Annotated in this window: 22 protein-coding genes; 5 read left to right on the top strand and 17 right to left on the bottom strand. The window is 37.4% G+C overall.

What is annotated here, in order from left to right; genetic code table 11:
* Positions 1-31: 31 nt before the first annotated feature.
* Complete coding sequence (gene def / locus NST91_RS06130; protein ID WP_341330448.1) at positions 32-613, bottom strand: peptide deformylase; 582 nt, start codon at positions 611-613, stop codon at positions 32-34.
* A gap of 150 nt (positions 614-763) precedes the next feature.
* Positions 764-1,435, bottom strand: a complete 672-nt coding sequence (locus tag NST91_RS06125) for an SGNH/GDSL hydrolase family protein (RefSeq protein WP_341330447.1) — start codon at positions 1,433-1,435, stop codon at positions 764-766.
* A 168-nt stretch (positions 1,436-1,603) separates the two neighbouring features.
* Between NST91_RS06125 and NST91_RS06120 the strand changes: the two genes are divergently transcribed.
* The gene (locus NST91_RS06120) at positions 1,604-2,164 is read left to right on the top strand and encodes a DUF1836 domain-containing protein (RefSeq protein WP_341330446.1); all 561 of its coding nucleotides are present in this window, start codon (positions 1,604-1,606) and stop codon (positions 2,162-2,164) included.
* Positions 2,165-2,182: 18 nt separating this feature from the next.
* Here the strand turns inward: NST91_RS06120 and NST91_RS06115 are convergent, their stop codons facing one another.
* The 7 genes from NST91_RS06115 to NST91_RS06085 form a co-directional block, all read right to left on the bottom strand.
* Positions 2,183-3,241 (bottom strand): peroxiredoxin family protein, encoded by a 1,059-nt coding sequence (locus NST91_RS06115; RefSeq protein WP_341330445.1) that lies wholly within the window; start codon positions 3,239-3,241, stop codon positions 2,183-2,185.
* A gap of 123 nt (positions 3,242-3,364) precedes the next feature.
* Positions 3,365-6,502, bottom strand: a complete 3,138-nt coding sequence (locus NST91_RS06110; protein WP_341330444.1) for an MMPL family transporter — start codon at positions 6,500-6,502, stop codon at positions 3,365-3,367.
* A 2-nt stretch (positions 6,503-6,504) separates the two neighbouring features.
* A complete protein-coding gene (locus NST91_RS06105; RefSeq protein ID WP_341330443.1) occupies positions 6,505-6,966 on the bottom strand; it encodes a MarR family winged helix-turn-helix transcriptional regulator in 462 nt (153 codons plus the stop codon).
* A gap of 126 nt (positions 6,967-7,092) precedes the next feature.
* Positions 7,093-8,904, bottom strand: coding sequence for an IS1182 family transposase (locus NST91_RS06100; protein WP_341330442.1), 1,812 nt, complete (start codon positions 8,902-8,904; stop codon positions 7,093-7,095).
* 343 nt (positions 8,905-9,247) lie between these two features.
* Entirely contained in the window at positions 9,248-9,988 is a 741-nt protein-coding gene (locus tag NST91_RS06095) for a YfjL-like protein (protein WP_341330441.1), read from the bottom strand.
* Positions 9,985-10,566, bottom strand: coding sequence for a hypothetical protein (locus NST91_RS06090; protein ID WP_341330440.1), 582 nt, complete (start codon positions 10,564-10,566; stop codon positions 9,985-9,987). Before NST91_RS06090 ends, NST91_RS06095 begins: the two co-directional genes overlap by 4 nt.
* Positions 10,559-11,050, bottom strand: a complete 492-nt coding sequence (locus NST91_RS06085; RefSeq protein ID WP_341330439.1) for an RNA polymerase sigma factor — start codon at positions 11,048-11,050, stop codon at positions 10,559-10,561. The genes NST91_RS06090 and NST91_RS06085 overlap by 8 nt, the downstream gene beginning before the upstream one ends.
* Before the next feature lie 244 nt (positions 11,051-11,294).
* Here NST91_RS06085 and NST91_RS06080 point away from each other — a divergent pair, with 244 nt between their 5' ends.
* Positions 11,295-12,311 carry a DUF1646 family protein gene (locus NST91_RS06080; protein ID WP_341330438.1) on the top strand — a complete coding sequence of 339 codons (1,017 nt, stop codon included), beginning with the start codon at positions 11,295-11,297 and terminating at the stop codon, positions 12,309-12,311.
* Positions 12,312-12,652: 341 nt separating this feature from the next.
* Positions 12,653-12,835, top strand: a complete 183-nt coding sequence (locus NST91_RS06075; protein ID WP_341330437.1) for a hypothetical protein — start codon at positions 12,653-12,655, stop codon at positions 12,833-12,835.
* Positions 12,836-13,036: 201 nt separating this feature from the next.
* On the opposite strand, the gene NST91_RS06070 is transcribed toward NST91_RS06075, so the two are convergent.
* Positions 13,037-13,453 (bottom strand): DUF1284 domain-containing protein, encoded by a 417-nt coding sequence (locus tag NST91_RS06070; protein ID WP_341330436.1) that lies wholly within the window; start codon positions 13,451-13,453, stop codon positions 13,037-13,039.
* Between the two features lie 129 nt (positions 13,454-13,582).
* Positions 13,583-14,530: a calcium/sodium antiporter gene (locus NST91_RS06065; protein WP_341330435.1), complete on the bottom strand. Its 948-nt coding sequence runs from the start codon at positions 14,528-14,530 to the stop codon at positions 13,583-13,585.
* A 203-nt stretch (positions 14,531-14,733) separates the two neighbouring features.
* Here NST91_RS06065 and NST91_RS06060 point away from each other — a divergent pair, with 203 nt between their 5' ends.
* A complete protein-coding gene (locus NST91_RS06060; RefSeq protein ID WP_341330434.1) occupies positions 14,734-15,759 on the top strand; it encodes a serine hydrolase domain-containing protein in 1,026 nt (341 codons plus the stop codon).
* Between the two features lie 956 nt (positions 15,760-16,715).
* Here the strand turns inward: NST91_RS06060 and NST91_RS06055 are convergent.
* The 6 genes from NST91_RS06055 to NST91_RS06030 all read right to left on the bottom strand — a co-directional run bounded on the left by NST91_RS06055 (position 16,716) and on the right by NST91_RS06030 (position 21,796).
* Positions 16,716-17,363, bottom strand: a complete 648-nt coding sequence (locus NST91_RS06055; RefSeq protein ID WP_341330433.1) for a PepSY domain-containing protein — start codon at positions 17,361-17,363, stop codon at positions 16,716-16,718.
* 371 nt (positions 17,364-17,734) lie between these two features.
* Positions 17,735-18,259 (bottom strand): PepSY domain-containing protein, encoded by a 525-nt coding sequence (locus NST91_RS06050; RefSeq protein ID WP_341330432.1) that lies wholly within the window; start codon positions 18,257-18,259, stop codon positions 17,735-17,737.
* A gap of 108 nt (positions 18,260-18,367) precedes the next feature.
* Positions 18,368-19,087, bottom strand: a complete 720-nt coding sequence (locus NST91_RS06045) for a PepSY domain-containing protein (protein ID WP_341330431.1) — start codon at positions 19,085-19,087, stop codon at positions 18,368-18,370.
* 57 nt (positions 19,088-19,144) lie between these two features.
* Positions 19,145-20,503: a sensor histidine kinase gene (locus NST91_RS06040; RefSeq protein WP_341330430.1), complete on the bottom strand. Its 1,359-nt coding sequence runs from the start codon at positions 20,501-20,503 to the stop codon at positions 19,145-19,147.
* Entirely contained in the window at positions 20,500-21,204 is a 705-nt protein-coding gene (locus NST91_RS06035; protein ID WP_341330429.1) for a response regulator transcription factor, read from the bottom strand. Before NST91_RS06035 ends, NST91_RS06040 begins: the two co-directional genes overlap by 4 nt.
* 34 nt (positions 21,205-21,238) lie before the next feature.
* Positions 21,239-21,796, bottom strand: coding sequence for a TVP38/TMEM64 family protein (locus tag NST91_RS06030; RefSeq protein ID WP_341330428.1), 558 nt, complete (start codon positions 21,794-21,796; stop codon positions 21,239-21,241).
* Positions 21,797-22,369: 573 nt separating this feature from the next.
* On the opposite strand from NST91_RS06030, the gene brfA reads away from it, so the two are divergent.
* Positions 22,370-22,576 carry a ribosome rescue factor BrfA gene (gene brfA / locus NST91_RS06025; RefSeq protein WP_341330427.1) on the top strand — a complete coding sequence of 69 codons (207 nt, stop codon included), beginning with the start codon at positions 22,370-22,372 and terminating at the stop codon, positions 22,574-22,576.
* Positions 22,577-22,850 lie beyond the last annotated feature (274 nt).

Raw genomic sequence — 22,850 nt, 5'->3', positions numbered from 1 at the left:
CCCTCCAAAATTCTTTGGAATTACCAATGGTTTAATAGAGGCTCTTAATTTCTACATTGTCTGGAAGCTTAAATGGATTCTCTTTGCTGATATGATCATAAAACATGATTCCGTTGAGATGGTCAATTTCATGTTGAAACACGATAGATGCATATCCTTTAAGACGAAGAACAAACTCCTGTCCGTCGATATCATATGCTTTCACCTTAATCTTTTCATACCTAGGAACATAACCTTCTACTGGGCGATCGACTGATAGGCACCCTTCTCCCTCTGGCAAATAAGTCATGGAAACCGAATGACTTACGATTTTCGGATTCACTACGTGGTATTCATACAATTTGTCATCAAAGTCAGTAAAATAGGCAACAAACATTCGCTTATTGAGACCAACTTGGTTGGCTGACAAGCCAACTCCAGGGCGTAAACCGTACTTTTTCGCAAGTGCTGGGTCCTGGCTGTTTTTCAAATAATTCATCATGCTTATTAGTGATTCCTTGTCCTCTTCTGCAAGCGGCACAGGAACTTCCTTTGTTTTCTCAGCTAAAATCGGATGTCCCTCACGAACAATATCCTTCATCGTAAGTATGTAATCAGATTTAAAATAGTTCATTTGTTTTCATCTACCTTTACTCATTTTCATGTTTTTATCTTAACTTTACTATTTGCTTATGTCCATTGATATACAGTTTTTCACATTCCTTTTGTTGTATTCCATTTTGAATAGAAAAATGCCACCTATTATACAAGTGGCATACTCCTTTTATTTCGTTTTCACTAGAGAAGAGAAAATGGTACTACTCATTGTTTTATACCCTTCACCTGTTAAATGAATCCCATCATCACTAATAAAATCTTTTAAGTTACCAGATTGCTTCAAAGCTGTACGAACATCAATTTTTAAGACATTTAATTGCTCTGCTAAACTATTCAAGCTTCGATTATAGAGACCGTGCCAATGCTCGATGCCTCCTTGAAGACTAATCCAATGACTGATTGAGCTCCCATACGTTTGAGCAAGTAGCTTGTAATAACGAACAGGGTCAAGTGGTGGTAAGTTCATCAAAATTGGAGTACTATTCGTTTCTTGGATTCGAAGAATTAATTTTTTCAGATTTTCCATATATCGTTCAATTGGAACTATTGGCTGATGCTCATCTTCAGGATTCTTAGCCACTTCGTCCCATTTGAAATTGCAATCATTGCCACCAATATTTATGATTACGTAATCAGGGTGTTCGGCCACCACATCTTTTTCAACTCGGGACAACAGTAAATCTGAGTTATCATTAAAAACACCTTTATTTATAATAGTGAAGTGATCAGAAGCAAATTGCTGTAAAAATGCTGGATAATTTTCTTTCAAGATTCGCATGCGACCTTTCACAAAAGAAACACCCCTGGTTAAACTATCACCAAAACATACAATTTTCATATTTATCACCGCTCATCTAATTTTAATTTATTAAGGATACTATTTCACGTAGTTTCTAATACTACTTATAATCATATACACATTCCACCACGTAGTCAACATTTACTTTCTGATGGTTATAGAGTAAACTAGATAACAAATAATATCGTTATAAATGAGGTCGTTACCATGAATATAGATATTGATAAAAATATCTTTTTAGAGGATATTCCACAAATTGATTTATACATGGACCAGGTCATCCAACTTTTTGAAAATACGTTTAACACCACAAAAAGAAATGAGGATGAAAAGGTCCTCACGAAAACCATGATCAACAATTACGCAAAAGGTAAATTGCTTATTCCGATTAAAAACAAAAAATATTCAAGAGAGCATTTAATTTTACTAAGTTTGATTTACCAACTAAAAGGTGGGCTATCAATCAATGATATCAAGTCAACACTTGATGGTGTAAATCACAAAATCATGAATGATGAGGGGTTCGAGTTAGAAGAATTTTATAAGAGCTATCTTGCTCTTTATAAAAAAAATGCAACTGAATTCAAAGAAGATGTGGATACAAAAATGAAAGATGTTTCAGAGGAAATCGGTTCTTCCGAGGATGAACAGCTGAAAAAGGTGCTTTTAATTCTATCTTTTATTACAGCAAGCCAATTTTATCGTCGTGCGGCAGAAGGCTTGGTGGACGAACTCATTCAAAATCAGGGCGAAAAAAAAGAAAAGTGAACATCTCACTTTTCTTTTTTAATTCACACTTTTGATTAACTCTGTCATCATTTCCTTATCCATCGGCCCGACAATTTTTTTCCGGATGATACCTCTGGAATCAATTAAATAACTTGTCGGAATGGCGTAAGCTTGATAGATTTGTCCAATATGACCTTCCTCATCAAGTAAGACTGGAAAGGTGAGCTCATATTCATCCACAAATTTCGCAACATCTGAGCTCTTTTTTTCTGCAGTTGTCAGATTTACAGATAACAGAGCGGCATTTGATTCTTTATTTTCCACATAAAATTCTTGCATATGAGGCATTTCCGCTTTACATGGCGGACACCAACTTGCCCAGAAGTTTAAAATAACTTTCTTCCCTCTAAATTCAGAAAGCTTCATTTCCTTTCCACTTGTTGTTTTCAAGGTAAAATCAGGTGCTGACTGTCCTTCCGAAATTCCAACCTCGACTTCTGTTGCTTTTATATTCTCTTGCGGGTTAGCGAAAGAAAAATTGCTATTGACCGTCCACACTATGAGTCCTGTTAAACCTACGATTAACGCTGCTTTTTTCATATCATGAAACACTTCCTTTTTTTGTTGTCCTTTATTATAGAGTGTCAACAATAAAAGAAAGAATGCACCCATAGATTTTATAAAATGAAAAACGCTGTCATCACTAAGTAAAAATAGCGCTAGTAAATCATATATCATAGAGGTTGTGAAGACGACAATAAGCATTGAGCGAATGAGGTGCACTGTTGTTACGCTCCTCTTTTTTATATGATATAGAAAATAGACTATGATAATAACAACTGCAATCGCTAATCCTTTGGTTCCTCCAGTAAAATAGAGTAAAGACATCGGACTTTTTATGACGAGTCCAGGTTCTAAAAGGAATAAACTTCCCTTCCACGCTAAAAAGCCAATGAAAATGCCGTTAGTAAGTAGATTGATAATACTTTTTGTATTGTCAGTTGTTGTTGTTTTTACTAACCTAACCCGTGCAACGATAAGGCCTGCGATTATGCCAACTCCAAGGATGATCCATTTTGTCATGATGGCTAGAGAGCCAATTTGTATGAAATGCATCTTGTACCTCCACTGGGTCTAATACAATCATTGTACCATGCAGAAGAAATGTAGTTTTAGTTAGTGATAGTAAATTTCATTCTAAAAAACGAGGCCCATAAAACAGGGAGCCTCGTTTTTTGATTAATTGGTTGGTCGTTTGAATGGCCACCAGTTGGCGATTCCAAAGTTCTTGACCATTACTGGAATAAATAATGGCAGAATCACAAATGCGTAGAGCATGAGTCCAACGAGTGTGATCGATGCAATCTGAAGCAAGGATAACATTCCAGACGGCATCATGGCTGCAAATGTACCTCCAAGGATGATAGCAGCGGAAATAATAACAGTTCCCATCTTCTTCATGGAAAGAAGCATTGCTTCTGCAACTGGGATGTCACGGTATTCGTTGAAGCGATCCATTAGGAAAATACTATAGTCGACGCCGAGTGCGACTAAGATAACAAATCCAAAGAATGGCACCGCCCAGCTGATTCCAGAATATCCGAGAATATCGACGAAAATCACTTCATTAATGGCCATTGATGTGTAATAGGTTAATATTAATGAACCTATTAGATAGAGTGGCATGATTAACGAACGGAACATGAATATTAAGATGATCGCAATACCAATAAACATTAACACGATTGTACGTGAGTAATCTTGGTCAGACATTTTACTTAGATCCGTATTGGTACTTGTGATACCTCCAAGTGCGACATCTGCATTTTCAAGCTTAGTATCTTTTGTTGCTCTTGCAACAGCTGCTTCAATTTCCTCTATTTGTGACATTGCTTCGTTGGAATAAGGGTTCGCTTCAAAGATGACATCCAATGTCATAACTTTGCGATCTTTTGACATGTATACATTAAGGACTTGTGCGAAATCTTCACTCTCTAGTACTTCTTCTGGCATATAAAAAGCATTTAATTCTTCAGAGTTTGAAAGATTTGATAAATATTCTTGAGCTGATCCTAATCCATCTGAAACCTGTTCTAGACCATCAGCACTTTGAGTCAGTCCATCCGTTAATTGTGTTAATTGACCACCTAAACTTCCAAATCCATCAAGGAGCTGCTGTTGGCCATCATTAATGCCTGTTAAGCCATTTGTGATTTGTGGCATACCACGAACGATTTGACCTTGGCCATTTGCGGCTTGAACAAGCCCAGATTTTAGTTCTCCTAGTCCTGCAATTAACTGCTCAAGACCAGCTGGAAGTGCTGCTTGTTCTTTAAGCAATTGTTCAAATCCTGCATTAGCTTGAGTCATTCCGGTATTTACCTCAGAAAGATGACCGTTTAGTTCTTGAATCCCCGCTGACAATTGTGGGATTCCTTGTAAGGATTGCTTCATTCCATTATACACATCATCGCCAGCGATACTTTGGCCACTCTCTGCATGAATATAGGAGCCTTCTAAATAAGCAAATCCACCTTCATTTAGTTGGTTCACACCAATGGTTAATTGTTGGAGCGCATTTGCTATTTCAGAGTAGCCAGTTTGCAAACCTGCAATTCCACTTTGGGCATCTTTATAACCGACTAATAGTTTCGTATTATAATAGTTTAATAATTCTTCTGATCCAGCCTTTGCTTTGTCAACTTCAGCAATCATCGTATCGATTCCAGCTGTACCGCTACGGATACCCGACTCAATCTTTGAAAGGTTTGTTTGGATCTCTGTTAGGCCGGATTTTACCTGATTAGTTCCAGTAATTAATTCACCGATTCCATCTGTAGCGGTTTTAAGCTCTGGCTCTGATTTTGCAAGTTCACTACCAGCCTCTTCAAGCCCATCTTTAATTTGAGTTAATCCGTCTTTTCCTTCACCAAGACCTTCCTCAAGCGTTTTTGCTTGGTTTGCAACGAATAAATCCTCAATTGGTTCACCAGTTGGTCTTGTGACAGAGCGAACAGCGTCAACAAGGTCCAATGTTTCCACTTCGCGGCTGATTTTTTCGGCTAATTCGATATACTCTGTGGAGTCCATTGCCTCATCATTTTTCAATACGATTTGAGTTGGCATGGATTCACCGGGTCTGAAGCTATCCGAAATCGCATTGAATGCTTTAATCGAGTTTACATCTCCACTTAATTCTTCTAAAGAGTTATAAGATAGCTCTCCATCATACACAACTAAGAATGGAACAATGATAGCAGCAACAATTAATAGAGATAAGAGTGGTCGCTTTAATGAAAATCTTCCAGCAACTGCCCAGATTTTACTATCTCCATGTTCTAAATTCTGCTTAGAAGGCCAGAATAATTTTTTCCCTAAAACGGCCATAAAGAATGGTACGACCGTGAATAATGCAACTAGTAAAATTGCAACACCTACCGCTACAGCCACAGCCGATTGGTATAAAATGAACTGAGAAAAACCTATTGCAGCAAAGCCGATCATGACGGCAACGCCACTGAAAAATACTGTTCTACCCGCATTCTTATACGTTGCAACGATTGCTTCTGTTAAGCTTTCTCGATGTGATAGTTCTTCTTTAAATCGACTTAAAAGCAAAATACAGTAATCTGTTCCTATTCCAAACAAAATAGCGACTAGGAAAATCTGTGTATAAGTTGAAATTGGAAAATCAAATTTATCAACCAGCATCGCAACGATCGATTGTGACGCAAGATAAGTAAAACCAACTGTCACCAGTGGAATAATCGGTGCTACGAGGGATCTAAAGACAAGTAAAAGAACGACAAGAATAAAGACAACTGTAATACCTTCAGTCTTTTTCAACCCTTCTTGTGAACTAGTCACGAGATCTTCACTAATGAGCCATTCACTTGTATAATAATGGTCAACCTTTACATCTTTAATGGCTTGATACAAAGCATCACTGAGCTCTTTTGGCTCCCGGTCATTCCAGCTAACTGTTACAGAAGCAAGTATTGCTTTTCCGTCCTCTGAAACAAGCTGTTCCTTTAGTGTTTCCTCATTAAAATGAGTAAGTATTTCAGTAATACCGATTTCATCCTTCTTTTCTTCAAGAAGTCGGATGGCTTTTTCAGCTTCTTTGATTTCGTCATCAGTTAACTTCTTTTTATCATGAAACACAAGTGCCACCTGTGTTTCATCTCCGCCACCCTCTTGGGTCTGTGCATCATTTAATATTTGACCTGCAATGGAGGATGAGTACTCATCAGGTACAGTTATCTGGCCTTTTTCACGCACAAGATCTCCCATATTTGGAGCTGCTAGAAATAGTCCAGCTACGATCACAACCCATGCTAATAGGACAAACCATTTCCGTTTAATGATAAAATTCATACTTATTCCACCACCTTGTTCTGTTTTATCTTTTGAAGGATTCCATTAAGCTTTTCATACGTTTTTAAAAATTGAACAATCTCTTCTTCAGAGAATTCACCAATAATAGACTCTACAAGTTTATTAACTCGCTCCTCTGTCTTTAAAAACAGCTTTTCCCCTCTATCTGACAATGTTAGATAGACAAGTCTTCGATCATTTTCATCACGTGATCTATCAATTAACCCTTTTTCAAAAAGGCGATTTATGATGGCAGTAATTGCGCTTTTTTTCACTTCAAAAACCTCAGCAAGTTCAGTTGAAGTACACGAACCTACTTTATTTATGTAGCGAAGTGTATAATGCTGTTCATTGGTTAGTTCGGTTCCAAGTTGTTCCTTCACAAGCGAATCTGCAATGGTGTTCACTGAAAATGATACATCTACATATAAATCAACCAATTCCTTAATGTTTGTTTTAGCCATATTTCACTATCACCTCACAAAATAAGATTCATACACTTTAAATAGTTAAACACTTTAACTATTAACATGATTAACTATAATTCCGACTATCCTAAAAGTCAATAAAAAGGGGCTGTCCCATAAGTCCTAAAAAATAAGGCAAGGGAGAAAAACGAGTCGTTTTTCTCCCTTGCCTTTTCGAGTTGTTCGATTTTTCTCTGAAAGTAGCTGGCGGATGCCTGCTACTTTCAGTATGTTGTGGGCTAATGCCACAATCCCAAACTCGACATTCACTTTGTTGAGTCCCCTCAATGAAAATCTGCGGAACGACCGATTGCCCTTGATGTGACCGAACACACTTTCTACTTCTACTTTACGTTGAGCGTAGATAGCGGTCTTTTCTTCACATTCAAGGGCTGCTTTGGCCTTTGCTTTCATTTCTTCAAAAATTGTATTCCAATGAACTTGTCGATTGCCTTTTGCTTTAGTGCATTGTGCTTTAAGAGGGCAATCTGTACAATCCTCACATTCATATATTTTGAAGCTTTGCTCATAGCCAGACTGATTCTTTTTGTTTTGATATTTTTTAAATGTTACATTCATTCCATTCGGGCAAATAAAACAGTCATCTTCTTCAACATAGGTCCAGTTTTTCGCATTTTTAATGTCTTTCTTGTATTTGCGTGTTTGTTCCTGTACATAGCTCCCATAAGGAATAAGAAACTCAAATCGTTGCTCTTTCTCTTCCCCAACGCTATAGACATAATTCTCTTCACTACCATATCCTGCATCTGCACTCACTACTTTAGGCATGGGCAGAGAAGAAGCTGCCAGTTTCTCCATATGAGGGATAAAACAGCGTGTATCTGTAGGTCGTTGATGGATTGTATAATACAAAATAAACTGATTCTCTGTTCCCATTTGTACATTATACCCTGGCTTAAGTTGTCCGTTTTTCATATGATCTTCTTTCATTCGCATAAAGGTGGCATCTTTGTCAGTTTTCGAATAGCTATTCCGATCACCGAACGTTTCATTTTGTTCCTTATATTTAGTCATGCGAGGTATGAAATCCTCACGGATTTGTTTGATTGATTTCTTTAATTGACTACGTTCTTGTCTTTTTTCTTTTCGAATTTCTTTATCCGTTTCATTTTCAATTACCTCTGTTAGCGCATCAACCTTTACCTCTAATTCCTCCGCAACTTCTATTAATTCTTGTTCGGTAATTTCTTGTTCTTGATCGGTTGATAGTTGTTCAGGTTGAGTTTCTGATTGTGTTAGTTTATGGATATGCTGAAGTGTTTCTTTAATTTTTTCTTTTAACTTCTCTTCGAATTTTGAAGTGGCCCGTTTCCATACAAAACTATACTTGTTGGCATTGGCTTCAATCTTGGTGCCATCCAAAAAGTAATTTTCGAATGATATGTAGTTCTCTTCAATCAATTTGCGAATCATAGCTTCAAATAGTTCATCCATTAAATCTTTCATCCGTCCACCGCGGAACTCATTAATAGTACGAAAATCTGGTTGTTGCATCGCTGTCAACCACATAGCTGGGATATTTTCCTCTGTTAATTTGGCGATTCCACGGCAGGAATAAACCTTTTGGGAATAGCCAAAAAGAATAATTTTAAGCATCAATTTAGGATGGTAGGGACTCCTGCCACCACCTACATAGTACGAAAATAGTTTTTCATCAGGGATTGACTCAACCATTTCGTCTACTACACGAGCTTCGTGATGTTCTGAAATAAGAGATTCAATATCATAAATCATATGAACTTGACGATTATTGTAGGGTTTGAAAGTAGGGGCTAACTTACGAGGGTTAGGCTCTTTTGGTTTATTGCTTTTCTGGGTTTCAGTGTTTTGACATACTTGTTTCTCTTCTTCACACTCTGGAAATAAAGACATCTCCATGTTATAATTATCTTTAGTAATCAATTGATTGCTCATAAAGAATCATCCTTTCAGTAATGTTGTGTCATAACTTCATTTTACTAAAAAGGATGATTTTTTTGTGTGTTTTTTTAGAAAATTTTAATACTAATATTACTGAATAATGAAACCTTGTTGATTGGAGCGGAAGGTACGAGACTCCTGCGGGAAAAGCGTGGCCAGGGGAGACCCCGCAGGAGCTTGCGACGAGGAGGCTCCCGGACCGCCCGCGGAAAGCGAGTAACCTGCAGCGGAAATCAACAACCCTTTTATAAGTAATATCCAAAAACAAAAAACGAGGGGCTATCCTCAAAAGTCATTTTTCAATGACTTTTCGGACAACCCCCAGTTATTCTTTCCACTATTCAAACACTTCAATATTCTGTACGTTAATTTCTGTATCTTTTTCAAATGAAACAGAATATTTTACATAGCCCGTATCATCTTTTACATATTCAGCATTTGGATTATCAATAATGTTCCCATTAATTGTGACCGATTCATAGGTATACTCATTTTCGTTTAACATCTTTTGAATGACTTCAGCCTCATTAAATACATCTTCTACCGTTGAATTGGTTGAATCCAGAACAATATGCAAACTTATTGGACGTTCAAGCTCCATGTCCTTGTTCCAATTGGTATTTGAATTGTACTTTCCTTTCAAGACCTCTAAGGAAACTCCAATACCTTTCACTGCAGGTACTGATTGCATTAGCAAATCTGTTATTTCACTTTGGGCTTCTCCACTTAATTTTTCCATTAAAGGTTCGTCAAGATTTTCTATATAAATGGTATCTAAGTTTACATATGGCTTCAAAAATCCTCTAACAGTAAATTCATACGTTTTTGGTTCATTTCCATTTGGACTGGCATTGCCGATTTCAATTACTTTAAAATCATATGTTGAAAACTTAAAATTATAAAACACTTCTTCCATACGGAAATCGCGTTCTGGGTAGGTTTCTTCCAAATAATGTTCCAGAACTTTTGTTGAATAAAATTTACTTACTGGATTCCCATTAAAAGCATTATAGATGAAAAGGACGAACACAACGAGTACTCCGATAATCACACCATAAATAACTTTTCGCTTTTTCATTGATCCTCACCGTTCCTTATTTTTAAATAGAAAAAACCAATCAAGCTACCAATGAATGCAAATAAACAATGAATCAGTGTAACTAAGGTAGAACCCATTACGGATTGATACAAGAATCTGCCTAAAGAAACTGTAGTATCTATTTGACCATTCATATAATCAGCTATATTGCCTCCAATTGACCAAATAAAGATTGGTATAAAAGAGACATAAAAAACAATTTTTATATCTTTATAAAACAAGTAAGTGAGTAATCCTAATACCGCGTACCATAAAATAAAACCAAAACTTTCATTAAGTAGGGATGTCTGAATAGCTAAATAAAATGATAGCCCAACAAAAATGAGTTGATAAAGCGCAAGCCTTCTTTTGATGGTAGTAATCATTTTATCGTGCTGGACAGGTGAATCAATCTCTTCTTTATCAAGCGGTATTGTTGATTGAGTAACCAGTTTCTGAAGTTCTTCACTTTCTTGTATTTGCCCTTCTAGCCATGTTGTTGTTTCTGTACTTAGAAGGCCCTCATTGTATAATGGAAGCAAATCTTCAATAATGGCTTGTGTAGGATGCTTATCCATGGTATCCCTCCATTTCCTTTTGAAGCTTTAGTTTTGCTCGATGAAACGTGACTCTTGCAAAGTTCTCACTTTTTCCAAGCAGGCTGCCAATCTCTTTAAACGACAATTCACCGTAGATTCTTAGTGTTACAACCTCTTTTGACAATTCATCTAGTTGATTCAGATATTCGATCAGATTTTGTTTGGCTTCATTCTTAAGTACTTCTTGCTCTGGTGTAATTGATTCTCCTGTTTCCTTTTTAAGCATTTCGTTAAGCTGATTTTTATATTTTTTTGACCGATAATGCTTTAATAACCGATTTCTTGCAATAGAGAATAACCACGTTTGGATACTCGATTGCTGTGAAAAGGAATGCATGCTTTTAATGGCTTCATAAAATACCTCTTGTGTTAAATCCTCCGCAATCTCTTTGCTAGAGGTTTTTATAAAGAAAAAAGCATATATTCGTGGTTGTATTTCTTTATATAGCTCCTCTAGCTCCATTTTCCTCTCCCCACTATTTTATTTTTGTTTGTTCAATGTATTAGTACCTTGAGGTTCGATTTCGTTACAGTCGATTTTTAAATTTTTTTGTTTCTCCAAAAGCTTAATCTAGTGTTTATATTCTGTAAATCAAATACATTGATAAAACAAGATAAAAAATTGTTTAGCAAGTTTGTCCGAATTTTGCATATGAATATAATACTTGCTTCTAGGCGCATCAAAAAGAAAAGTTGAGGTAATGTGAATGATTATCGGACTCTTAGTAATTCTAATCTTTGTGCTATTTTTACCATTTTCGGTCAGGATTGTTGAGAAAAATCTGGAGTTATTCCTGTTTGTTATGGGGCTTCTTGCTGCGGTTGTAGGTGGTGTATTTAGCAGTCAGCTATTTATACGGGCAGCTGTTGATCCCATCAAGATCACGTTAGCTGTTTTTATAGCTGGGTTGCTATTCAAATGGTTTCATACACCATTGCAAAAATCCATTGTTGGACTGAGTCGGAGAATCCCATTCCGCTTATTTATTGGATTAGTCGTCATTATCCTAGGGCTTATTTCAAGTATCATAACTGCCATCATCGCAGCACTTGTACTTGTTTTGGTTGCTTCTTCACTTAGACTAGAACGTGCATCTATGATTCGCTTTGTCATAATTGCCTGTTTTTCAATTGGCATGGGGGCAGCATTAACACCCATAGGGGAGCCCTTATCAACAATCGCAATCAGTAAGCTTAATGAAGAGTTTTTCTTTTTAATAAGCTTAATCGGTCCTCAAATTTTTGCAGCACTTCTTCTATTTGGGTTATTAGCCACTCTTGTAGTGGAACCACCAAATCGTAAAAAAGGAATGGTTGAAAAGGAATCAAATCTTGAAACGTATGAAGAAATTCTTGTACGAGCGTTAAAGATCTATTTTTTCGTCATGGGGTTAACCTTACTAGGTGCAGGCTTCGAGCCAATGATCAATCGTTATTTCATCGGGCTTGACCCGTTACTTCTTTACTGGCTAAATATGATTTCAGCTATTCTTGATAATGCCACTTTAGCAGCGGCCGAAATCAGTCCAGCAATGGACCATTTTACGATTCAATCGATACTCTTAGGATTATTAATTAGTGGCGGAATGCTTATTCCTGGTAATATCCCTAATATTATCGCAGCAGGGAAATTAGAAATTACTAGTAAAGAGTGGGCAAAGTTCGGAGTGCCAATGGGGCTTTGCGTTATGATGGGATATTTCATCATTATTTACTTAATGTAAAAAATGCCTAGTCCTATAACGGATTCTGTTTTCGAGTACAAATGGTTAAATAACACATTAAATAGCAGTCGAATTCGTATATGACTTTGACTGCTTCCTTTTGTTGATATAATGGGATAATTAGCTTGTTTATAAGTAAATTAGTAACCTAATTCGCACCTCTTTCAGTAAAGCGACAGAAGTTTGTGTTTCTTTGCTAATCCATTTGATAAAAAGGCACTAATTTTCTTATTTATTATATTGGGTTGTTGGATATTTCTGTTAAAATAAAAGGAGATGTTATTTAACTAAGGGTGTAGTAGAGTTAAAGTACGGATTTAATTTTCTACCAATGAGGGTGGTTGAATGAAACCCAACAAATAAATGTCTTAGGCTGGTTAATTATTATATTTTTGGGTATAAGTGAGTTCATTTTTAAAGAGGAATTATCTATAATTACAACAGGATTAGGTGGACTTATTTGTTTAATTATTGGTTTAACGTTAGCTTTCTATAAAGTTAAAAATGGAAATGCCAAACAGTAAAAACATATATGTTCTTCTAGGTTTGTGAATAAGTGTACTTAAACTAACAGGTACTTTCGTTAAATAAGAATAAATACACAAAAAACACCGAAATTAATACGGTGTTTTTTTGTATGAGATTTAACTTGCAATTTCCCCTTTTATTTTTAGTTCTGTACTTCAATACAGAACCCGTTACTAGTAGTAGGCATTTTTTTTGCTTTATTTCACTTCACGTAGTCCTTTACCTTCAATCATTTCCTTTAACCCTTCTTCACAGACGCCATAGGAGCGCCATGAGCAAGATTCACACACTGTTTGAATGTCTGCAGGAATGACATGCTTTTTGATTCTATTTTCAATGTCTTCCCATCTTAAAATTTGTCCGACTCGAAGTCCCATTCTTTCTAAAATCATAGCATCCCTTTCGAAAATGGACGCATTTTGGCAATGGTATTCACCCGTATTCGGGTACTTCTCGCATAGATGATCTGGTCCTTTAACAATCTGAATAAGTGTCCTCGGATTGTTTCTAAGGGTCTGGTGAACAATCGTCATATTTTCCACGTACTCTCTGGAATAACCCATTCCCCTATAACCTAAAAGGCAAAAAAGATGGTGACCTCGGAGTTTGTACATCAACTTTCCCCCTGTTTTGAAATAAAATATAAATCTGCTTTGTTAACTCTTATATTACTTTAGTTTACATATTTTTCATCTAATAATCTATATATTTGAAATAAAAAACACCGCATTACACGGTGAAATTTAACCTCTTAATATGATAAATACCATATAGGCAATGTAAGCGACTGTAAGGATACCTCCTTCAGATTTGGCAATCTTGAATTCTGTTCGAGAGAATACAAATAGTACGATTGTTAAAATAAGCATTACCATGACATCTATGAAAATTTTACCGTCGACCGGTAATGGTGAAATAACTGAAGAAGCTCCAAGTACAAAGAAGATGTTAAAGATATTGCTTCCAACGATATTTCCTAATGCTATTTCACTTTGTTTTTTTATGGCTGCAGTAACTGATGTCACAAGCTCTGGCAAGGAAGTTCCAACGGCTACAATAGTTAAGCCAACTAATGTTTCACTCATTCCAAATGAGTAGGCAATTTTTATGCTGTTATCTACCACTAAATCTCCACCAAAAATGATTGCTGCTAAGCCACCGAGTGTTAATGCAATATTTTTGCCCCATTTTTTTTCTGTCGTTTCAGCCACTACAGAATTACGATTATTTCGAGCCACCTCAATAATGTAGTACAAAAACACACTAAAAAAGAGGAGGAGGAGGATCCCTTCAGTACGTGAAATAGTATTAACAGTTGCATTTTGTAATGCCAGATCACCCATCAATACAAATAGGGCAATGCTCGCCAAAAATGTAAAGGGAATTTCTTTTCGAATCGTTGCATTCTCAACTTTCAGCGGGTTAATCATGGCTGTTATCCCAACAACGAACGTGATATTAAAGATATTACTTCCGACCACATTTCCAACTGCCACATCGGCATTGCCTTCGATAGCCGCAATAATACTTACCGTTGCTTCTGGTGAACTTGTTCCGAACGCAACAATGGTAAGCCCGACGAGAATCGGAGGAACGTTCATAAGTCCAGCAATTTTTGAGGAACCTTCAACAAAATAGTCTGCACCTTTTATTAATAATGCAAATCCAATTAATAGCAAAAGATAGGTCATGTATTCTCCTCCTTATACTATCCTCACTTACTATATTTTACCGAGGCATAAATATTACTCATCTTTAAATTTAGGATACTTGTACCGTTTGAATATTCTTTCGACATATAACTAGAAAATTATGATAGTGTTTAATAGAGTCCCTGAATATAATTGTTGTTTGTTGCAAAAGCCAATTGGAATATGACTAAGGAGTTAATTGAATGAATACTTTAAATTCAGACTTAAACAGTAAAATAAATGAATTTTGTAGCCAAAGTACGTTTTCCGGAGTTGTTCTTGCCAAACAACACGATGAAATAATGATCCAGTCAGCTTACGGCTTTTCCAATAGAGCTGAAGAACTAGAGAACAAGATCAATACAAGGTTTGGAATCGCATCTGGCTGCAAACTTTTTACCGCCATCGCAGTGTGCCAGCTTGTTGAAAAAGGTTTCGTAACATTTGATACACGATTAAGAGATTGCTTGAATATTGAGTTTCCAAATTTCGCTGAGAATATTACCATCCACCATTTATTAACTCATACTTCCGGTGTCCCTGATTATTTTGATGAAGCCGTAATGGATGATTTTGAGGAGCTTTGGAAAGATAATCCGATGTACCTAATTCGTGAATTGAAGGATTTTCTTCCATTGTTCCAGAGTAACAGTATGATGTTTGAACCTAGTGAAAGATTTCACTATAACAATGCCGGCTATATTTTATTAGGGTTAATCATTGAGCAGAAAACCGGGAAATCATTTACAGATTATGTGATTGAGAATGTTTTTAAACCATGTGATATGGAGGGCTCGGGATACTATTCTCTCGATAATCTTCCGAAAAACACAGCAATAGGGTATATCGATAACGAAGAAGATGGAACATGGCGAACAAATATGTACTCCATTCCGATTAAGGGAGGATCAGATGGTGGAGCATTTGTCACTGCACCCGACATGATGAAATTTTGGGATGCTCTCTTTGGCCATAAATTAGTAAGCAAGGAAACTACTAACCTGCTTTTAACACCTCACGTACATACTGAGGATGATGAATTTTATGGCTATGGGGTATGGATTTCTAAAAGAGAATCTGAGATTTATAAATATCATGTGATGGGGTATGATCCTGGAGTAAGTTTTGCTTCTTCTTATTATCCTGCTACAGACATCACACTAGTCATCCCCTCCAATCAATCATATGGTCCACATGATGTAACTGATGTTTTTGAAGAAAATATGTAATAAAAATGAGGTCAGGATTGCCCTGGCCTCATTTGTTTTAGGTATTAGTTTCTGTCATCTTCACGGGGGCGTCGTTACGGTCATTAAATCGCGGGGGTGTCAAAGAAGGTTGAGTATTTCGGACTTGCGAGGGCGAAATCGTTGTGAGTGTGTCCGAAGATTAGCGATCTTCGGACTTGTCAGGGCGAAATCATTGTAGGTGTGTCTGAAGGTTAAGTATCTTCGAGCATGGGTTGGCGAAATCGTTGTGGGGGTGTCCGAAGGTTAGGGATCTTCGGACTTGCTATGGCGAAATCATCAAGGATGTGTCCGAAGGTTAAGTATCTTCGGACATGCGATGGCGAAATCGTTGTGGGTGTGTCCGAAGGTTTAGTATCTTCAGACTTGCGAGGGCGAAATCGTTGTGAGTGCGTCCGAAGATTAGCAATCTTCGGACTTGGGTTGGCGAAATCGTTGTGAGTGTGTCCGAAGATTAGCGATCTTCGGACTTGCTATGGCGAAATCGTCGAGGGTGTGTCCGAAGGGTAAGTATCTTCGGACTTGAGTTGGCGAAATCGTTGTATTTGTGTCCGAAGATTAGGGATCTTCGGACTTGCCATGGCGAAATCGTTGTGGGTGTGTCCGAAGGTTAGGGATCTTCGGACTTGCGAGGGCGAAATCTTCGATGGTGTGTCCGAAGGTTAGGGATCTTCGGACTTGTGAGGGCGAAATCGTTGTGAGTGTGTCCGAAGATTAGCGTTCTTCGGACTTGCTATGGCGAAATCGTCGCGGGTGTGTCCGAAGTCAAGTAATTCCTATAACGTGATACGAATTTGAACTATTTATTATAATAGCCGCATTAAACGTTAATTTATCAAAAAAATTAAACGTGAATCCGTTTGTGAATTCACGCTTACTGCTTGGCACTTCAAATCTGAACGCGTTAAATGCAGTTCTGGCCACTCTTTTTATAAAATTTAGTCTCTGTCATCGTCAAGGTCATCAATTTCCTTCTCTAAAATTGTTCCGTCTGCTGCAGAAATCTCCATTTCGACTTCTTTTCCATCATATATCATTTCAATTTCATAATGGTTATCATCATCTAGCTCAATTTCAACAATTTTACCTGGTGTGTCTTTAGTTGCAATTGAAATAGCTTGTTTTTTTGAAATTTTCACTGATGAAACAGCTTTTTGAGAAGTAACTCGGTCGTCGTCACGATCAGCATTTACTTTTACAACTTTTTCAGAAGATACATTGTTTTTTACATTAACATCGTCATCATCATCCGCTTTTACAACTGTTCCAGATGTTACGTTATTTTGTACCTTTACATTGTCGTCATCACGATTATCATCTACTTTCACAACTTTACCTGTAGTTGCATTGATGTCTACCTCAACATCGTCATCATGTGTACCTTCAAGCTCAACTTCGTAAATAAGCTCTCCATTCTGGTGCTCAAGCTCAACTTCCTTCACATTTGCTCCCTTTACCTCTTGCATCGCAATTTCTTCAGCTTTTTTAGATGGAACTTCAGCTTCCTTTGCGAATGCACCAACTCCTACTGCTCCTCCTAATACAACTGTTCCAACAATTCCTAGTACCACAAGTTTTTTCTTCATTTTTGTTTCCTCCTTTATTTGAACTATCTTAATCATAGACAACTAAAATGAGGAAACTCAGATAATAAAATGAGAAATTGATGAGAAACATGTGAGAGTTTGTAAATATATAAATAAAGGCTATTTCCGTAATCCGATTATGCAAAGGATATATAATTGTACATTCAGTGATTTCAGGATGGTACGAGACTCCTGCGGGAATAACGAGCCAGGCGAGACCCGCAGTTAAGCGAGGATGCTTGCGGATCGCCCGCGGAAATCGAGTACCTAGAGCGGAAAGCACCTACATATAAAAACAACAAGCTTTTAGAAAAGAACCTAAATAAAAAAAGAGGACAGAATTTAAGTTCTGGCCTCTTCTTTACAATAATTTAGTCTCTGTCATCGTCGTCACGATCATCTATTTCCTTCTCTAAGATTGTTCCGTCTATTGCAGAAATCTCCATTTCGACTTCTTTACCATCATATATCATTTCAATTTCATAATGGTTATCATCATCTAGCTCAATTTCAACAATTTTACCTGGGGTATCTTTCGTTACAATTGAAATGGCCTGTTCTTTTGAAATCTTTACAGATGAAACGGCTTGTTGAGAAGTAACTCGATCGACATCGTCGAGATCATCCTCAACTCTCACTACTTTACCAGTAGCTGCATTGACTACTACCTCTAGATCGTCACCATATTCGTCCTCTAGCTCAACTTCATAAACAAGCTCTCCGTTTTCGCGTTCTAGTTCAATTTTTTCAACATGTGCTCCTTTTACCTCTTGAATTGCAATTTCTTCAGCTTGTTTAGATGGAACTTCAGCTTCCTTTGCAAATGCACCAACTCCTACTGCTCCTCCTAATACAACTGCTCCAACGATTCCTAGTACCACAAGTTTTTTCTTCATTTTTGTTTCCTCCTTTATTTGAACTATCTTAATCATAGACAATGAAAATGAGGAAACTCAGATAATAAAATGAGAAATTGATGAGAAACATATGAGTTTTTCTAAGAATTAATCTTCTGAGATAATCGCTTTGACTTCACCAGAAATCGCATGAACTTGTACGGTGAATTCTTCTTCCCCGGCATCTTCAATTTCGATAAAGTAATAGAGCTGGCCCGCTTCTTCTTCAAGTTCAACATCATCCACAGCACCATTTACCTGTTTTAGAGCAAGCTCAATTGCCTGTTGCTCAGAGATACGTTGTGCAGGCTCTTGGCTATTTGGCTTTGTTTCAGGTGGTGTCTGTTGTTGCTGCTTATTTACTACAACATCCACAATCTTACCTGTCGTTGTTTCTAATTTATAAGTTGCTTCTGTTTTGTCTTTTGTAACAGTTGCATAATAATAAGCTTTATCTTGTTCATTCTTCTTTTCAATCGTTTTAATTTCTCCGGCCTTCTCTTTGGCTAAGATATCTCGAATCTCAGCCTCTGTTTTTTCCCGAGGTTCATGTGAAATTTGAGTGAGGTTAGTAACGTCACCCGATTTCCGATTAACATCTATTTCATAAATGCCAGATTCTATTTCAAATTTAATTTTATAAATGTCTCCTTCACGGCTCACTTCTGTGTTTTCACCGCTATACATCTTTTCTACAAGGTCAACGGCATCCTTTTCAGTTAAAGGTTCTGCAGATGTAAAGGTCTTTGTTAGCTGCCAAATCACAAAAGTTGCAATAATAATACCTGCTACAGCGAGTAGACTTTTAGGAAGTGTCCCTTTTTTCATTACACTCACTCCATTGATTTCGTTTTATCTACTATAATACCGGCATTTTATGAGAAATTAATGAGAATCCTCATTGGATAGCAGAATATTGGCTGTCGTTCCTTCCCCTTCAACACTTTCGAGAACAAGTTTCGCCCCGATTGCATCTGCCAAATCTTTTGCAAGTGAAAGTCCTAATCCATAGCCTCCTGTTTTTCTCGCTCTAGCTTTATCAACACGGTAAAAACGATCAAATACTTTTCCAACATCCTGTGACGGAATCCCAATCCCTTGGTCAATAATTTTTATGCTTGATTGATTCCTTTCCTTACCAATCACTACAATCACAGGTTTTTCGCTGTATTTTAGAGCATTATCCATTAAAATATAAAATACTTGTTTAAGCTTTTGCTTATCAGTTTTTACAATGGATTCTTCTTCCACAATGATTGAAATGTCGCGTTTGTAGCCCTCTCGGAAAGAAGTTACCGACTCATCAACTAGCTGCAGTAGAGGAATGTTTTCCATCTGTAGTTTCCATTGCTCATCATGTTTTGCCATTAATAATAGCTGCTGAGTTAATTCCCTCATATGAATGGCTTCGGATTGTATCGCATCCACTGCTTCTTGAAAAAGTTTTGGGTCTGTCTGCCCCCTCCGTTTTAAAAGACTTGAATAAGAGTCAATAACGGTTAATGGTGTTTTTAACTCATGAGACGCATTTGAGACAAAAATCTCCTGTTTTTCGTAGTTTACTTCTAATAAATCCATCATTTCATTAAAGGTTTGACCCATTTCATGCAATTCATCGTTCGATTCATTTGTTAATCGAATCCGTTTATATTGACCGCTTTTGCGAATTTCCCGCATCGTTTGAATCATCGCTGTAATAGGCTTTGTAATCACATTACTCAATACCCTAGTTGAAACGATAACAGGTATGGTTGCAATTATCGTTACAGCAAGTAAGACGAGACTTAATGTTTTCAAGTTTGCAGCTGTCTGTGATAAATCTTCCACCATCTGAAGTTCAGCCACTTCCCCATTTTTCCAAATGATTGGCAATGAAGTAAAAGCGTAGGGTCTTCCATCATAATTAACAACTTGTTTACGTTCTGATTTTTGGTAGGTGGTTGGAAAATCTTTTAACACTTTCTGCTCTGGGACATATGCTCTTGGACCGACCTCGCCATCCGGGTGCACTACTCGAAGCATTCCGTTAATCGGCATATATGTAGTAAGTAAGGTCTGTGCCTGTATTGTATCTATTGATTTGGATATCCCATTTAAAGCATGCACAGCTTCGGCATGTGTGCGCTCAACTTCATTTTGGAACATCATATGCCTAAACGTAAAAAAAGACGCAACATTAATTAGGATTAACAAAATGATAAACAAAACAGCCGTGAATAAATTAATCTTTGTTCTTAGTTTCATTTTGATTCCTTCATCACATAGCCGACGCCACGTACTGTGTGAATTAATGGCTCGTCATATGGCTTATCCATTTTATTTCGTAAATATCGGATATACACATCCACTATATTGGTATCCCCGTAATAGTCATAACCCCAAACCGCATTTAATAATTGCTCCCGATTCAACACCTGTCTTGGATGCTTCATTAAATAGGCAAGCAGATCAAATTCTCTTGGTGTTAGCTCTATTGCATCGTCTCTACGAATGACCTCATATGTTCCTTCATTAAGTTTTAAGTCCCCCACACGTAACCAGTCTTCGGTTTGTTCTTGACCGGAAGTTAAATGAGTAGGTTTACTTCGAAGTGCTACTCGAATACGGGCAAGCAGTTCTTCTATTTGAAAGGGCTTTGTCACATAATCATTAGCTCCCAAATCAAGGCCAGAGACCTTGTCCTCTACGGAGTCTTTTGCAGTCAAAAGAATGACCGGTGTAGCTGAGTTTGCAGCACGAATACGTCTAAGCACCTCAATTCCACTGATGCCCGGAAGCATGATATCTAGTAGGACCAAATCCCATGATTCTTCTAGAAACAGTTGTAACCCTGTACTACCATCGAAGGCTTTCCCAGTTTCATAGCCTTCATATGTCAATTCCAACTCCAATACCCTTGCAATCTTCTCTTCATCTTCCACAATTAAAATACGTTGTTTTTGCATCTCCAATCCACCCCTCATTTCTATGTAACTATCTCTATGTATTTTTCTTTCTTACTAGTTTAGCCCAAATATAGAGGATTCCAACAATTGAAACCATTGTTAAAATAATTTTCCCTTCCATTGTTCCAGCAGTGACATTGTGCACCGAGTACGCCTCAATAAGTAAGGAAGGAAGCTTCCCTAGCGAGCTTGCGAATAGAAAGATGATAAAACTCACATCACCAATTGCTGCTGTAAAGGTAACCACCCCTGAAGGAATAAAAGGGAAGAAACGTAATAGTAGAATCATCATGAATGCTTCTTTCCCTTTTGCGGAAAGAAGTTTATTGATAAGCGAATGTTCGTGTTTCTTCTTATCGATGAACCTTTTAAATCCTTTACGGTATAACCAAAATGCCACAATCGCACCCACAACCTCTCCGATAAAAGAGATGAAAGTCCCTTTCCAAACACCGAAGACAAGGAGATTAGCAGCAGTAATAAATACGCTTGGAAGAACTCCAAATATGCTAATCACGATATTTAGAAACAGGCTTATGATTACTGCATATGCCTCATAATTTAGTAAAATATCTACTATTTTTTCCTGCATGGAAATCCTCCGAATTATGCTTGCTCTTATTATGCCATATTTTTAGATTAAAAAAAGACCGCGTGGATCAAAACAATCCAAGCGACCTATTTTTAATTTTGCACTAGGCATATTACTCTTCTTCAATTGATTCCTCTTCGGACCTTGGTCTTCTTCCCCAGAAAAATTCCCACGAATCTACTCGTTGGTTCTCCTGCTCATCACGGGTATCTTTTTCTTTCTCATCAGTCAATACCGACACCTCCCCAAATTGTTTGTCGTATATATCCTATTCTGGGCATTTGCATCTGTATGGGAGAATGCCTATTTTTATTGAAAATTTCTATATGGAAGTGATGTGGGAAAACATGTATACTGAAGATGTAAATAATTAACTTTATTCAGCTGCTGACTGAATAAAGTTAAAGCCTCCGGCGGATGCCACGATTTTTCAAAGGGAATTTTTCGAGTATAGGATCAAAGACTAAGGACGCCACGTCCCTGTGGCAACGTCTTTGTGACCCATATCGCGCGGGTTTTAAAAAAATCGGGCGCAAACACGCCAAGGCACATTTGATGAAGAGGTGATAGAGGATGGCGAAATCTAAAGCTAGAAAAATTCGCGAGAAGCTTGTTCGCGAAGGAAAACGAAATCCTGAAAACGGAAGAAGCCCATTTGTAGGATTCGACATGCAAACAAGAATGACAAAAACGAAAAAAGATCACTTATACCGCAATAAACATAAGAACCAATCATTCAGTGATGGAAATGATGGTTCTTTTTTATTTTTAGGGGTGTGAGTTGAGAGGCATTTTTGTTTGCGTTACCTTTTTTAGGGAAGTACTTGCCAATGGGTATGATTCTACCGTTTGCGTTCCCCTTTACCAATCTTTTTCTCGTGCTATCGGGCACGATTTCCTCCCTTGCGTTCCCCTTTACCAATCTTTCTCGTGCTATCGGGCACGATTCCTCCCCTTGCGTTCCCCTTTACCAATCTTTCTCGTGCTATCGGGCACGATTCCTACCCTTGCGTTCCCCTTTACTGATATTCCCCCGGCAATCGGGCACGATTCC

It is taken from the genome of Ferdinandcohnia sp. FSL W7-1320 (assembly GCF_038050315.1).
In the GTDB taxonomy this organism is placed as follows: domain Bacteria; phylum Bacillota; class Bacilli; order Bacillales; family Bacillaceae_L; genus Ferdinandcohnia; species Ferdinandcohnia aciditolerans.
Note: the sequence above shows the minus strand (reverse complement) of the source record. Positions and strands in the feature narration are given on the sequence as shown.